Below are 15,685 nucleotides of genomic sequence, written 5' to 3' on the forward strand. Positions count from 1 at the left end.
ACCTACTGATTAGCGGGCGATTACTTTTTTGCCTTTATAGTAACCATCTGCGGTTACGTGATGACGACGGTGTGTTTCACCCGACGTTGAATCGACAGACAAAGTCGCGCCTGTCAATGCATCGTGTGAACGACGCATACCACGCTTAGAGCGTGTTTTACGATTTTGTTGTACTGCCATAACTTACTCCTGGTCTCGCTTAAGTTCTTTCAAAACCGCGAAAGGGTTTGGTCGCTCATGTTCCGGACTGATTTTACCAAATGTCATATCATCTTTACCAAGGCCGCAATCCTCCTCTGCATGAAGGGCTACGATAGGTAATGAGATAATCAACTCGTCTTCAAATAATTGAAGTAAATCGACTTCTCCGTGGTCGTTGACCTCTACCGGTTCATAGGCTTCGGGTAATGCATCTGCCTCTTGCTGATCTTGTCCCTGCACCGGACTAAAACAGAATTCGGTATGAAGTGAGTGTGGAAACTCGCCATTACACCTCTGACAGATAAGTGTTACCTGTGCGCTTAAGTGACCGTGAAAGACAGTAAGACCCTGCGCGTCTTTTTCGAACTGTACTTCTGCGTTCACCCATTCATCACAGCTGACAACAGCTTCATTCAATCGTTCCAGATCTTTACTTGCGATAACACCCCGGTAATCGGAACGTTTCACAGCGCTTTTCACCGGATCGACGGTATGAGGTAATTTCACTTTCTGCATAGGGCGCGCATATTATAGATTTGGTATCTCAGTGTCAAAAGATTAATCGCCTTTTAGTCCGGATTCGACCGGTTGGCGGACAGATTGTCAGGTATTCGGGATAAAAACAGCCGGCGACTCGAAAATATCGCGGATTTATGGCTTACTCCCGCTACTATCCGGCACACTATGTAACCGAAAGAGGAATTCATGTATCCATCTCCCCGCTTTATTCTGGCCACGTCTTCTGTTTACCGTCAGGCACAATTCGCTTCTCTGGGTGTTAATGCCACAATTATTGCACCGGATATAGATGAAAGCCCGTTAACGGATGAACAGCCGGGAGCGCTGGCAGAACGGCTGGCGGCAGCAAAAGCCGGTAAGGTCGCAGCAGAGACGGAAAACGGTATTGTTATAGCCGGCGATCAGGTGGCTTCCCTGACTACCGGTTCCGGCACCACAATTATACTTGGCAAGCCCGAAACTCATGAGGCTGCAACGGAACAGCTTTTACTTAGCAGCGACCGCTGCGTGACATTCTATTCTGCCCTGAGCATTATTGACGCTGCCACAAAAGAGCAGACAACGGCTACCGAAATAACAAAAGTGCATTTCCGTTCACTCAGCAAAACACACATTGAACAGTATCTGCGGGACGAAAAACCCTATGACTGCGCCGGCAGTTTTAAGTCTGAAGGTAAAGGTACCTTGCTGTTTGAACGAATTGAATCCCGTGATCCGAATGCCCTCATCGGCTTACCGGTTATGCTTCTGCGGGATATGCTTGCCGGTTACGGGATAGATTTATTGTTACTCGCCACTTCACTGACTGAGTAATAATGATTCCAGTTCTGCAATGCTGTGCACAATAGCCAGCGGCGCAAACCGTTCCAGGTGAACCTGTGCATGCACACCATAAGATACACCAATACGTGCAATGCCTGCGTCCTGCGCCATTTGCATATCAAAGGTGGTATCCCCGATCATAACAGCATTCGACTTATCGACTCCGGCTTCGGCGAGAAGTTGCAGGATCATATCCGGCGACGGCTTGGACTCTGCGTCATCAGCACACCGCGAAAAGCTGAAATAGTGACCGGTATCTGTGTTCTTCCAGGCACGGTCAAGTCCCCTTCTCGCTTTACCGGTAGCAACAGCAAGCGTTCGTCCGCTATTTTTTAATGAAGTGAGCATCTGCTCAGTGCCGTTAAACATAGGGCTTGGTGTCTGGTCCTGTTCAATAAACGCATTTTTATAGGCTTCAAACAGCCGGTCTGTCAGTGCTTCATCAGTGATGTGAAACAGCTTTTGAATTGCCGGACGCAGACTGATACCGATAATTCCCCCGACAGCTTCAGCCGTTGGGATCGCTACTTCGCATTGACGTGCAGCAAGCTGCATGCAATTTACAATTTTGGCCGCTGAATCCATCAACGTGCCGTCCCAGTCGAAAATAACAAATTTATACTTCATTTAACTGCTTTAGCGCTCTGGTTAATTGTTCATCAAGGGGCGCCTGAAAACGAACAGTTTCTCCGCTGCCAGGATGTATAAACTGAATGCTGGCGGCATGCAGAAACAGACGCTTTAAATCACGGCTACGCATCGTGTCATCGAACTGTTCATCGCCATATTTGGGATCGCAGGCAATAGGATGACCGGCATGCAAACAGTGCACACGTATTTGATGCGTTCTGCCTGTTATAGGAGATGCTTCTACCAGGGTGGCATCCTCATAGCGCGTCAGAATGCGGTAGCGGGTTTCTGATGGTTTACCGTTTTCATTCACGCTCACCAGCCTTTCGCCGGATTGCAGTACGTTTTTCAACAACGGCGCTTTTACCTTAAAGCGGTTTTCAGGCCATTGACCGGCGACCAGTGCCTGATAGCGCTTGTCCATTTGTCCGTCACGGAGCTGGGCATGCAGATGGCGCAGTGCTGAACGTTTTTTAGCAATGATAATGCAGCCGGAAGTGTCCCGGTCGAGACGGTGTACCAGTTCCATAAACTGAGCATCGGGTCGTAGTGCCCTGAGGCCTTCAATCAGGCCGAAATTCAGGCCGCTGCCACCGTGCACCGCAGTGCCTGAAGGTTTGTTAATAACCAGAATGCGGTCATCCTCGAACAATATACAATGCTCAAGTTCTGCCACCTTATCCAGTTTCGGATTCGGCGTATCTTTGGGTTCTGATACCCGCACCGGCGGAATGCGGATAACATCATCAGCCTGAAGCTTATATTCCGGCTTTACTCTGCCTTTATTTACCCGCACTTCACCTTTACGCAAAATCCGGTAAATCATACTTTTCGGCACACCCTTTAACTGGGTACGCAAATAATTGTCGATGCGCTGCCCTTCGAGATCTGGCTCGATGGTAACGAAACGAACTTGTTGGGGGGTATCTTCTTTCATGGGCGGGAGTATACCTGAGCAAGTATGGATACGCTAAAGCTAAATAGCGCAAACCGGGACCATTTCAACAGACAATTGAGGGTCCTCCCGTTCTGCCGGATTGGTTAAAGAACAGCCATTCTTACGCTCGGGTCTGTCTTTTATGTAATTAATTTCTGAATATGACGTTTTTTAGTACAAAAGGGAGTTAACTTTGCTTGCTAAACCCGAAACGATGGTGAGATAATCGCGTGTGATTTTGCAGTAAACATGCTGAGCAAAATCCGGTTCGAACTTAATTAATGAACCATAATATTGTGCGGACAACTGAATAAACGCATTCGTCCGGTTTATAAAGGCAGCACAAAAGCCTTTAGAACGTTGCACAAACTGATGAAAATAAAGTTCGCCGTTTAGCAAACAGAATTAAATTGACCTTTGCCCCTGTAATGACGGGGGTGAAAATGAAAAAAGATAGTAAGGGCCGTCGTTCCCGACACCCCGCATTTAATTGTCCGGCTAACTGAAAAATGCCGGTATTTATGGGTAATACGACTAAACAACAAATCCCGCACACAGCCGTGAGGCTGGGTGACGCGTATTTGCACGTGTCATTTTGATTTTGTGTCTAAGCGGCTGTACAAAACAGAGTTAGATACAATGAAAAGAATGTTGATTAACGCAACTCAACAAGAAGAGTTGCGCGTTGCCCTGGTTGATGGGCAACGGCTGTATGATCTTGATATTGAAAGCCCGGGTCACGAACAAAAGAAGGCGAATATATACAAAGGTAAGATTACCCGCGTAGAACCCAGCCTTGAAGCTGCTTTCGTAGACTACGGTGCAGACCGCCATGGCTTCCTGCCTCTTAAAGAAATTGCCCGCACTTACTTCCCGAAAGGTTATAAATTCGAAGGCCGCCCGAACATCAAAGATGTGATTAAAGAAGGCCAGGAAGTTATTGTTCAGATTGATAAAGAAGAGCGTGGCCAGAAAGGCGCAGCCCTCACTACTTTCCTGTCACTGGCTGGTAGTTACCTGGTACTGATGCCGAATAACCCCCGCGCAGGTGGTATTTCCCGCCGCATCGAAGGTGATGAGCGTACGGATCTGAAAGATGCCCTGTCCCGCCTGGATTTACCGGACGGCATGGGTCTGATTGTCCGTACTGCTGGTGTAGGTAAATCTTACGAAGAACTGGAATGGGATTTAAAAGTACTCCTGAAGCACTGGGAAGCCATTTCAGAAGTCGCTGAAAGCCGTGCGGCGCCATTCCTTATCCATCAGGAAAGTAACGTTATTGTCCGTGCCATCCGCGACTATCTACGCCGTGATATCGGTGAGATCCTGATTGATAAAACCAGCATCTATGAAGAAGCCCTGCAGCACATCGAACTGGTGCGTCCGGACTTTGCTAACCGTGTAAAACTGTATAAGGGTGATGTACCTCTGTTCAGTCACTACCAGATTGAAAGTCAAATCGAATCAGCTTTCCAGCGTGAAGTCCGTCTGCCTTCCGGCGGTTCAATTGTTATCGATCCGACAGAAGCCCTGACATCCATCGACATTAACTCTGCCCGCGCAACAAAAGGCGGAGATATTGAAGAAACAGCCCTGAATACCAACCTTGAAGCCGCCGACGAAATTGCCCGTCAGTTGCGTCTTCGCGACTTAGGTGGTCTGGTAGTCATCGACTTTATCGATATGACACCGGTCCGTCACCAGCGCGAAGTTGAAAAACGTATGCAGGATGCTGTGCGCTCAGACCGTGCACGTGTTCAGCTGGGGCGTATCTCACGCTTCGGCCTGCTGGAAATGTCACGTCAGCGTTTACGTCCTTCTCTGGGCGAGTCAGCTCACCATGTATGTCCGCGCTGTTCCGGTCACGGTACAATCCGTGGTACCGAATCTCTGGCGCTGTCGATTCTGCGGATTATCGAAGAAGAAAGCATCAAAGATAATACCGGTCAGATTGAAGCTCAGTTGCCGGTACCGGTAGCCACCTACCTGCTGAATGAAAAGCGTAAGTCAATCAATGTGATCGAGAAGCGCCATAACGTTTCACTGCTGTTGATCCCTAACCCTCACCTGGACACGCCGCATTACGAAGTTGTTCGCCACCGTCCGGATGAAGTCATTTCAGATGCAAGCTATAACGTTGCCCTGAAAGAGCAGGACGAGACAGAGGCCTATAAGCCGGCCGCAGCACCGGTAAAACGTGAAGAACCTGCATTGAAAGGTCTGGTTGCGCCGACTCAGGCTCCTCCTGCTCCTGTAGCAGCGCCTGCAGCGAAAGAAGCAACTGCACCGGCAGCCACTGAAACCCTGTTCACCAAACTGGGCAAATGGATTTCTTCTGTTCTTGGCGGTGAAGACAAGAAAGAAGAAGAAACAAAGACAGAAGAGAAGAAGCGTAGTCCGCGTAATAATCGCAATAATGACAACCGCAACAGAAAACCACGCAACAACCGTAACCGTCGTGGTAAGCAGTCTGAGAACAGCAATGAGCGTGATGAGAGTAAACAGACTCAGAAGCGCCAGGATGATAAACGTAACAGCCGTCCTAAGTCCCGCCGTAAGCCGCAGGAAGATAAAAAGGACAAGCCGGAACAGCAAAATCAAAACCGTGAGGCCGAAGCGCAAACTGACAATCAGGAAGCGCAGCCAGCCCGTAAGAAGCAGGTTGCCGAGCGTCGTAAGCGTCGTGACAACCGCCGCAGCGTTCGAGTGAATAAAGACGCAGCGGATAAGCCAGCGACACAACAGCCTCAGGCAGACAAATCTGACACTAAACACTCTGCAGTTGAAGTGAAAGAAGCCGTCACAGAGACTGTACAGACTGTAGCCCCTTCGGATACTCAGTTTGCTACAGAAACACCGGCCAGCAGCCCTGAGCAGAGTCGAAAAGGCCCTGAGCTGACTCAAGACAGCCCTGAGCCAACTCAGGCTGACGCTGAGCAGAGCAACACCAGCAAAGCTAAGAACACTGATGTATCTGCTTCTGCGGAAACGACAGAGCAAGCAGACAGTACTGCGTCTGAACAGGATGCTTCCGGCGAAGAAAATGGTCAGAAGCGTGAAAGCCGTGGCCGCTCACGTCGTTCTCCGCGTCATGTGCGGGCAGCGGGTCAACGTCGTAAGAAGGAGCAGTCACCTGCCGGTGACGTAGCAGAGGACAACGCACCACAGCAGGTCAGTGAGGCTTCTGAAGTTGCGGATTCTGATGCAGCTACCGGCGCAGTACAGGATGAACTGCAATTTGATATTGCACATCCTGAAGAAGATACGCAGGCTAAAAAGCCAAAATCAGCGAAGCCCCGTGTACGTGTTGACGGTGATCAGCTGACCGCTGTACCGGCTTCTCCTGAGCAGGTTGAGATTAACCTTGCTGCCCATGCAGAATCAGAAACTGAACAGCAGAATACTGCTCAGGAAACGGAAAGTGTTACTCAGGAAGCACAGAGTTCAACTGAAACGCCTGCTGAAACACAGGCTACGGAAACGGTAGCTGGAGTTGCTGAAAAAGCAGCACCGGTATCTGAAACCCCTGTAGCTGCCACGGCAGAGAAAGAGGTGAAATCTGAAGCCGTAGCACCTGTTGCCAAACCTGCGGTTGCGAAAGCCACTTTCAGAGCAACCAGCAGCACCGGACAAAAATCAGCATCACATCCGATGGCATTGCCACCAGTTGTAGAAGCAGTGTTCAGTGATGTAACAGCAGGCGCGATGAAAGATGAAAGCCGCCCTGCACTGCTGGTGTCAGGTAAAGCAGCATCGGTATCACAGGCGACTTCATCCGCATCTGCGGCTATGACGTTACCGGCCAGTGCACCTGAAGTAGCAGTTGCTGAAGAAGCCTGAGGCTGGCAGCCCTGTTGAGGCTGTCGATCCCTGCACGTGATAACAAAGCCGTACCTTGAGTACGGCTTTTTTAATGGTAAAAATAATGACTGATCCTTCACTAAGCCCGTATCTCAGTTGGTTGAACACTGTGTCCGGAACGCAATACACCAACGCAATACTTATTCAGTCATTATGGAGTGGTTACGGCGCCTGTTTCAGAACGGTTAACAAAAATACGGGCAAACCTGTAGTGGTGAAATGTATCCGGCCCGCCAACAGCACAACGCATCCCCGTGGCTGGCAATCAGATCACAGTCATCAGCGAAAACTCCGCTCATTTGAAGTTGAACATTATTTTTATCAGGAACTGGCTCCGCTTACGGGTTCAGCATGTAAAGTGCCTGACTATCTGGGCGGTATTGCTGAAGGCGATAACAGAATGATTATCATGGAGGACTTATCTGCCTGCGGATTCCCGCTGACAACACACTCACTGACGCTGTCGCAGGCAAAATGTGTATTACGCTGGCTGGGCGAATTCCACGGACGTTTTATGCATTGTTCTGATGAAAAGGTATGGAAGGAAGGCACTTACTGGCATCTGGGAACAAGACAAAACGAATGGGCAGCCATGCCCGACTCTCCGTTAAAGTCTGCTGCCGTGCAGATTGACGTCGCCCTTAAAAATGCCCGTTTTTCTACCCTTCTTCACGGTGACGCAAAAGTAGCGAACTTCTGTTTTAATGAACAATTTGACGATTGTGCCGCAGTTGATTTCCAGTACTGTGGTCACGGGGCTGGTATCAAAGACGTAGTGTATTTCATGGGAAGTGCGCTGAGTGATGAGGATCAGAGAAACGGTAAAGAAACCTGTCTCCGGCATTATTTCTCAGCGTTAAAAGGTTCTCTTGCTAAACACTGTCCGCAAACGGATGCAGAAGCTGCGGAGGCAGAATGGCGGGGGCTCTATGATTTGGCAAATGCCGACTTCCACCGCTTTCTGGCAGGCTGGAGCCCTGAACACGTGAAAATTAACCGCGCGCTGCAAGACTCCACTGATAATGCACTGGCGGGACTACAAAACTGAAGTCCTGCCGGCGCACTACTGAACCGGTAAAATTACCAGGTCAGGTCGTCCGGGATCTCGTAATCGGCGTACCAGTCCTCTTCGTCTTCCTGTTGACCTTCGTTGTTGCTGGTATCCAGGTCGGCACGGTAAACCACTACAGATTCATCACGCTGAGCAATTTTATCAGCAACCGGTGACGGCACCAGTTCATACGCTCCGTCGAGAGCAACCACTGCCAGACGGCCTTTCGTCACCTGCTTATGTACAGTGGCTGAAACATACATGCGCTTAACCACATTATCGTGGGTAAAGTTCAGTAAAGTATCACCGTCCCGACTTTGTTTATTCACCGTAATAAGTTGCTTAATTTGCGCAGCAACAGAGCGCTTTTCACGCTCCTGTTGCTGTTCAGCATTTAACTGACGGTCCCGCTCTTTTTTCTCAGCAGCGGCCTGCTCAGCAGCGATTTTAGCAGCATCAGCTTCCACCTGCTGATTCTTATTCTTCAGCTTTTGCTTTTTGCGCTTTTCCGCCCGGGCATTCTTTGCCGAATTTTTATCGGCCAGACCTGCCTTTAACAGTTGATCCTGTAATGAAGCCACCTGACACCTACTTCTTTTTCTTGTCCTGGGTTACCCATTTGCCATCCTGATACCAGGACGACCACCCTGTTGATTTACCGCTGTCATTTTCAGACATAACGTATTGCTGCTTAGTTTTTCTGCTGTAACGCACAATGGCCGGATTACCTTCCGGATCCTTTTGCGGCGCATCCGCCAGATAGTAAAACTTAGGCGAAATACGATCTCTGAAACGGGCCAGTTCCTCAACCTTTGGTGCACGGGTTTCCCTTGATTTAGGGAAATTATGTGCTGCGAGGAATATACCGGAGGCACCGTCACGCAATACAAAGTGCGCATCAGACTTCTCACAGGGCAATTCAGGTAAATCCACCGGATCTTCTTTTGGTGGCGCAGCTTCGCCGTTACGCAGCAGCTTACGGGTATTCTTACATTCTTCGCTGGTGCAACCGAAGTATTTACCAAACCGGCCGTTCTTCAGCTCCATATCACTGCCGCACTTATCACATTCGATAACCGGGCCGTCGTAGCCTTTAATCTTAAATGTACCGGCTTCCACGTAAGTCCCCGGACAGGTCGGCGTGTTACCACACACATGCAGTTTACGCTTTTCATCTACCAGATAGCTGTCCATCGCCGTACCACATACGTCACAACGACGCTTAGCCCGCAAGGCCTCGGTTTCCAGCTCTTCTTCGTTATCGACTTTCACCACTTCGTCACCCGGTGTCAGGTTCATGGTGTTGGTGCAACGCTCTTTCGGAGGCAGGTTGTAGCCTGAGCATCCTAAGAATACACCGGTAGATGCGGTACGGACGTTCATTTCACGGCCACACTTGTCGCATTCAATACCAGCCGGGACCGCCTGATTGGTGCGCATTCCACCTTCTTCAGCGTCCTTTTCTGCTTTCAGTAGCTTGGCGTAGAAATCGTTGTAGAAACTGTCGAGAACCTGCTTCCAGTTTTTCTTACCTTCTGCAATGTCATCGAGATGCTGTTCCATATTGGCAGTGAAATCGTAACTCATCAGGTCATCGAAATTTTCCATCAGACGATCGTTAACAATTTCACCCATTTTCTCAGCATAGAAACGTTTATTTTCCAGCCGGACATAACCACGATCCTGAATCGTGGATATAATACTGGCATAAGTAGAAGGCCGGCCAATGCCACGTTTCTCAAGTTCTTTTACCAGTGAAGCTTCGTTAAAACGGGCCACCGGTTTAGTAAAGTGCTGCTTAGGATCCAGGGCCTGCAAATCAAGGGCTTCGCCCTGCTTCACGTCCGGCAGTAAGAGTTCTTCATCACCCTTCTTACGGATTTGTGGCTGTACCTTAGTCCAACCGTCAAATTTCAGTACCCGGCCCTTCGCCACCAGTTCGTAATCACCGGCAGTTACACGGATCGTAGTGGCATCATATTTCGCGTTTGTCATCTGACATGCAACAAACTGACGCCAGATCAGCTCATACAGGCGCTGTGCGTCTCTCTCCATCTCTTTCAGCGATGCAGCCTGCACATTTACATTCGAAGGACGAATCGCTTCGTGGGCTTCCTGAGCGCCTTCTTTGCTACCGTAACGGATAGGTGAATCAGGCAGATACTTGCCACCAAAATTATCGTCGATGTAAGCACGGCAATTATCCAGCGCTTCCTGACTCAGATTCGTTGAGTCTGTACGCATATAGGTAATGTGACCGGCTTCATACAATCGCTGAGCCAGCATCATGGTTTTCTTAACACCAAAACCAAGACGGGTACTGGCCGCCTGCTGCAGAGTAGATGTAATAAACGGTGCTGACGGTTTACTTTGCGTGGGTTTAGACTCACGGCTTTCAACCACGTATTGCGCTTTTTCCAGTTCGGCCAGCGCTGCATCGGTTTCTTTCTTATTAACCGGTTTAAACGCTTTATCGCGGTAACGGTTAACCAGCATACGCAGTTGCTGTTTCGCGCCCGATGTTACATCTGCATGTACGTCCCAGAATTCTTCCGGTACAAATGCCTTAATTTCCCGCTCACGCTCGACAACCAGACGCACGGCGACTGACTGCACACGACCGGCAGACAAACCCCGGGCAATTTTCTTCCACAACAGCGGTGACACCATGAAACCCACAACGCGGTCAAGGAAACGTCTTGCCTGCTGGGCATTCACGCGGTCAGTGTTAACCTCTCCGGGATGAGAGAAAGCTTCCTGAATGGCGTTTTTGGTGATTTCGTTAAACACCACGCGCTGATAGGTTTTGTTCTTCTCGCCAAGCAATTCCCGCAGATGCCATGCAATGGCTTCCCCTTCGCGGTCCAAATCCGTTGCGAGATAGACGGTGTCAGCGTCTTTTGCGAGCTTCTTCAGCTCATTGACAACTTTTTCTTTGCCCTGCAGCACCTGATAATGTGCTTTCCAGTCTGCTTCGGGGTCGACGCCCATGCGATCTACCAGTTTACGGTATTCATATTTGCGCAGATATTCTTCCCGCGCCTCATCGCTTAACGTTTTCAGTTCTTTTGCCGGTTTTTTGGGCTCAACATTGCCGACCGCCTTCGTAGGCAGGTCGCGCACGTGGCCAACAGAAGATTTTACGATAAAATTTTTACCGAGATATTTATTTATCGTTTTTGCTTTTGCTGGTGACTCGACAATAACCAGTGATTTTGCCATAAAAATTGATTAAACCTGTTCGTAATCAGAGATTTAGATCATCTCATTGAATAATAAAGGGTATAAAGAAGTGATGGTGCACTACCCTTTCTTTTTTTAACATATATCTACAAAGTGAATGGAAAACAAGATCTTCTTAATAGTTATTCTGTCGCCTGCTTCAAATACCGCCACAAAGCGTTCACTTTTTAATCACTCACGTTGGCAAGGCCATTAAAAACCGTATAATGCCGCCAATTCAGTGAGCAAAAAGACGGTTTATTTGCTGCCTTCCCCTGCTTTATTTGGGTTCTTACGCTAAATTCAAGCAACGGCCGGCAGTCATTCATGATCCATTTCCAAGAGGCAATTCCATGCAGCAATTTGAAGTAAATTTTGACGGACTCGTTGGCCCTACCCATAACTATGCAGGGTTATCAACCGGAAACGTTGCATCTCAAAATAATGCCAATGCTGTCAGCAATCCTAAAGAAGCAGCAAAACAAGGTCTGGCGAAGATGAAAGCGCTGGCTGACATGGGAATGAAACAAGGTGTTTTAGCGCCGCAGGAGCGTCCTGACATCGCCATGCTGAGACGTCTGGGCTTTTCCGGTTCAGATGCACAGGTGCTCGATAAAGCAGCAAAACAGGCGCCTCAGGTTTTTCTTGCCTGTTGCTCCGCCTCAAGCATGTGGACAGCCAATGCTGCAACGGTTTCACCCGGTGCTGACACGCTGGACGGCAGAATTCATTTTACCCCGGCTAACCTGACCAATAAGTTTCACCGTTCCCTTGAACCGGCAGTTACCGGTGCGATTTTGCAGGCAACCTTTGATGATGACAAATACTTCGCTCACCATACGCACCTGCCCGATAACGAGCATTTCGGTGACGAAGGTGCGGCAAACCATACCAGGCTGTGTACTGAATACGGCAAAGCCGGTGTAGAACTGTTCGTTTACGGCCGGTATGCGTTTAACCACAGTAAACCTGCACCGGTACGTTACCCTGCCAGACAAACGTTTGAAGCCTCACAGGCTATTTCCCGTCTGCACGGTCTGAAAGAAGAAAAAGTGGTCTATATCCAGCAGAATCCGGACGTGATTGATCAGGGAGTTTTCCACAACGACGTGATTTCAGTAGGTAACCAGAACGTCCTTTTCTATCATGAGCAGGCCTTTTTGAATACCGGCTCTGTACTGAAAGAAATTCGCCGCAAATTTGGTGACAGTCCGCTGCACTTCATTGAAGTACCTACCAGTGCTGTTTCAGTTATGGATGCGGTCAGTACCTATCTGTTTAATACTCAAATCATTACCCTGCCGCAGGGTCACATGGCAATTATTGCACCGGCGGAATGTCAGGAAAACCCGGCAGTTTCTGATTATTTAAACACTCTCACAGCCATGGACACTCCGGTAAAAGAAGTAAAATACTTCGATGTTAAGCAGAGCATGCGAAACGGCGGTGGCCCGGCCTGTTTACGGTTACGCGTAGCCATGAATGAGAAAGAATTAAAGGCCGCAAACCCGCATACGCTGATGAATGACATCCTGTTTGCCCGTCTGAATCAGTGGGTGGAAAAACACTACCGTGACCGCCTGTCTGAGCAGGATTTACGGGACCCGCAGTTACTCACAGAAAGCCGTACCGCACTGGATGAACTGACACAAATCATGAAACTCGGTTCGGTCTACCCCTTCCAGCAGGTTTAAGTAACCTTCCGGACAGGCAGATATGAAAAAGCCGTCACTTCACTTCAGGTGACGGCTTTTTAGCACTAAATTAATTTAAATCAGAGCAGTTTGTCCCTCTGCCAAATGGACTGTCTGATGGTTGTACTGATTCATTAGTCACATCATCAACAGCTATACCAAACTTATACACCATGCTGGCACTTGCTTCGCTACCCGTGGATTGTGCAAACACAGAGATTACAGATTCATAGAAACCTGCATATTCTCTTGGATATCTCAATTGCAGCGTCACTTGTCCGTTTTCATCGGTTTCATCTATCCCGTCCGCAAATGAAAGTGTTCCAACGATACCCGGAGTAAGAAATCCATCTTCGTTGATGTCTTCACCTTCAGAAAAGTCACGATTATCATCATTTTGAACAAAATCGGTTACATCAACTGTATCCAGAATACCATTCTCGTTAACGTCCTCAGTCCTGCACTCAACCGTATAGTCCTGAACTATATCTCCGCTTGAATTTATGTAGCCTATTACCCAGTTAGGTTCAACCCAGACCCAGTAGCCTTTGTAATATTGACCGCCTTCACTGTATTTTACCGGAGTTGAAGAGGCTGTTACTTCTACGCCCTCAATCGGACGACCAACCGAGTCTGACACGAAGACTGCGAATTCTTTAAGGTATGACGTATTATCTGGTGATTCGATAACGTTACCGGTTCCGATTGAAACGTCAAATGCACGATTTCCCACCGTCATAGTCACATCACCAGTGACCATCGGGCTTTCATCAACTACAGTAGCAGTGATTACGACAGCATCTTCACTGGATACTGCAGAGGAAGTAAATACCGTTGATGCAATACCGTTACTGTCAGTAGTCGCCTGAGAAGGTGAAATTGAACCTGTACTGGTGTCATTAACATTAAAACTTACAACTCTGTTTTTTACCAGGTTTCCGGCGGGATCTCTGACAACCGCAGTAATAGTACTGGTTTGACCATCCGGACCGACAATATCCGGTGTAGCATCTACGTTGATGCTGTGCGGATCGGTGGCAATAAACTCAATATCAACTGTCGCGCTCACCTCATTACCGTCACCGTCTACGCCGGTTGCAGTTACAGAAGATAAGCCGGCATTGGTTGACGCGATATCAAAAGACAACTCACCGTTAGCGTCGGTAGTACCGCTTTCATCGCCCGGGCGAATATCACCACGGGATGCAGTAAAAGTTACTGTTCCGCCGGCAAAAGGGGCATTGTCTTTGTTCCAGCTCACTGTCAGTGTGGTGTAATTCGCTTCTTCATAGCTGTCATCCGGTGCAACAGCCACTTCTTCCGCAGGCACAGTGGTAAAGGAGAAGTCATCTTCCTGTACGGTGACTGTGAAACTGCCAATGGCATTTAACGCAGACGCTGTGACCGTGGACGAACCTGATACAGTACCGGTAAATTGGACGGTAGCCTGACCATTCGCGCCAGTTGTGACAGATGACGCTGATAATTCGCCGGATGTTGCAGCCAGTTCGATAGCCTGATTAGGAATATTTGTGCCATCCGAGTCCTGAACCCGCAACGTCAGAGTGGTGGAATCATTAATAGTAATTGAGCGGGCACCGTTAATAGTGACCTCAGTGCCTGAAATCTCAATGTCAATGGTTTGAGTCAGGTCGCCGGCGGCGGCAGTCACGGTGACAGTGCGGTTGGCAGCATTATTCTGGCTGGTCAGTCTGGCTGTTGCCGTACCGTTTTCCAGTGTCTGGCTGTCAACCTGCTGAATTTCTACACCGGCTGAAGAGGGTGCAGAGAATGACACATCAACCCCTTCCATTAATACGCTCTGCGCATTTTTAACCAGTGCAATTAATTCAATGTCATCTGAACCGCTGGAAGCCAGTTGTACTGAAGTGGTGTACAACTCAAGAACAGCCGGAACTTCCGTGATCACAGAAGCGCCTTCAGAGGAAAAAGTGGTAGAAGCAGTAGTCCCGTCAGGTAATGTAGCGGTGACTTCACCGTCACCTGAGGCACTGCCAACGGCAAGACCAATAGTCGCCGCACCGGTATCATCAGTGCGGGCGGTAGCCGTGTCGTTTGAGAAAGTGGCAATATTTTCATCAGATAACGTGAAGTCAATCAGAGTATCGGTAAGAGGATTATCGAACTGATCGGTCACACTGACATTGAGGGTCAGTGCATTGTCTGATGCAAGATTACGGTCAGCCTCACCTGCCTGGTTTACCAGAGTCAGCGAAATTGTGTAGACCGCGTTTTCATCCGAACTGCTTCCGGACGAGGTAAATGTCGTTGTGCCTTCAGTACCATCAGGTAAAGTGGCTGTGATCTGACCATCACCGGCTGCTGTGCCAACGGTAAGATCAATAGTAGCGACACCGGCATCATCTGTACGCGCTGTACCGGTATCATTACCGAAAACAGCCAGTTCTTCATTAGATAATGTGAAGGTAATTAAGGTGTCTGCCAGCGGCGCCCCGTCATTGTCAGTCACTGTCGCGTTCAGTGTTAACGGGTTATCTGTCGCAAGATTACGGTCAGTCTCATCATTCTGGTTTACGAGAGCAAGAGAAACCGTGTAAGTTGAGTCAGTGTCGCCAGAGTCTCCTGAGCCGCTACTGCTGTCGGATTCACGCTCTAACGAGCCGCCGCCTCCGCAGGCAAATAATAAGAACAGCATACTGAACAGCGTCAGAGACTGGGAAAGTGTTTTCATAGTTGTCTTCCTGGACCTCTAGTAAATGACAATAC

At 48.8% G+C, this 15,685-nt stretch carries 11 protein-coding genes; 4 read left to right on the forward strand and 7 right to left on the reverse strand.

Annotated features, from left to right (window positions below):
* Window positions 1-9 precede the first annotated feature (9 nt).
* Window positions 10-180 carry a 50S ribosomal protein L32 gene (rpmF, locus tag DS731_RS11835; RefSeq protein WP_119501522.1) on the reverse strand — a complete coding sequence of 57 codons (171 nt, stop codon included), beginning with the start codon at window positions 178-180 and terminating at the stop codon, window positions 10-12.
* Window positions 181-183: 3 nt separating this feature from the next.
* Entirely contained in the window at window positions 184-717 is a 534-nt protein-coding gene (yceD, locus tag DS731_RS11840; RefSeq protein WP_119501523.1) for a 23S rRNA accumulation protein YceD, read from the reverse strand.
* 189 nt (window positions 718-906) lie between these two features.
* Here yceD and DS731_RS11845 point away from each other — a divergent pair, with 189 nt between their 5' ends.
* On the forward strand, window positions 907-1,533 hold the full coding sequence (locus tag DS731_RS11845; RefSeq protein WP_119501524.1) for a Maf family protein: 627 nt from the start codon (window positions 907-909) through the stop codon (window positions 1,531-1,533).
* Here the strand turns inward: DS731_RS11845 and DS731_RS11850 are convergent.
* Both DS731_RS11850 and rluC read right to left on the reverse strand, forming a co-directional pair.
* Window positions 1,519-2,169: an HAD-IA family hydrolase gene (locus tag DS731_RS11850; RefSeq protein WP_119501525.1), complete on the reverse strand. Its 651-nt coding sequence runs from the start codon at window positions 2,167-2,169 to the stop codon at window positions 1,519-1,521. The genes DS731_RS11845 and DS731_RS11850 overlap by 15 nt on opposite strands.
* Entirely contained in the window at window positions 2,159-3,109 is a 951-nt protein-coding gene (gene rluC / locus DS731_RS11855) for a 23S rRNA pseudouridine(955/2504/2580) synthase RluC (protein ID WP_119501526.1), read from the reverse strand. Before rluC ends, DS731_RS11850 begins: the two co-directional genes overlap by 11 nt.
* Window positions 3,110-3,757: 648 nt before the next feature.
* On the opposite strand from rluC, the gene rne reads away from it, so the two are divergent.
* A complete protein-coding gene (rne, locus tag DS731_RS11860) occupies window positions 3,758-6,949 on the forward strand; it encodes a ribonuclease E (protein WP_119501528.1) in 3,192 nt (1,063 codons plus the stop codon).
* Between the two features lie 85 nt (window positions 6,950-7,034).
* A complete protein-coding gene (locus DS731_RS11865) occupies window positions 7,035-8,018 on the forward strand; it encodes an oxidoreductase family protein (RefSeq protein WP_119503406.1) in 984 nt (327 codons plus the stop codon).
* A gap of 32 nt (window positions 8,019-8,050) precedes the next feature.
* Here DS731_RS11865 and DS731_RS11870 read toward each other — a convergent pair whose 3' ends face one another.
* Both DS731_RS11870 and topA read right to left on the reverse strand, forming a co-directional pair.
* Window positions 8,051-8,602, reverse strand: coding sequence for a DUF2058 domain-containing protein (locus DS731_RS11870; protein WP_119501529.1), 552 nt, complete (start codon window positions 8,600-8,602; stop codon window positions 8,051-8,053).
* 7 nt (window positions 8,603-8,609) lie between these two features.
* Window positions 8,610-11,243 carry a type I DNA topoisomerase gene (topA, locus tag DS731_RS11875; protein WP_119501530.1) on the reverse strand — a complete coding sequence of 878 codons (2,634 nt, stop codon included), beginning with the start codon at window positions 11,241-11,243 and terminating at the stop codon, window positions 8,610-8,612.
* A 353-nt stretch (window positions 11,244-11,596) separates the two neighbouring features.
* On the opposite strand from topA, the gene astB reads away from it, so the two are divergent.
* Complete coding sequence (astB, locus tag DS731_RS11880) at window positions 11,597-12,937, forward strand: N-succinylarginine dihydrolase (RefSeq protein WP_119501531.1); 1,341 nt, start codon at window positions 11,597-11,599, stop codon at window positions 12,935-12,937.
* Window positions 12,938-13,007: 70 nt separating this feature from the next.
* Here the strand turns inward: astB and DS731_RS11885 are convergent, their stop codons facing one another.
* Window positions 13,008-15,650 carry an Ig-like domain-containing protein gene (locus tag DS731_RS11885; protein WP_119501532.1) on the reverse strand — a complete coding sequence of 881 codons (2,643 nt, stop codon included), beginning with the start codon at window positions 15,648-15,650 and terminating at the stop codon, window positions 13,008-13,010.
* Window positions 15,651-15,685 lie beyond the last annotated feature (35 nt).

The organism is Alteromonas sp. RKMC-009, from assembly GCF_003584565.2.
Lineage (GTDB): Bacteria > Pseudomonadota > Gammaproteobacteria > Enterobacterales > Alteromonadaceae > Alteromonas.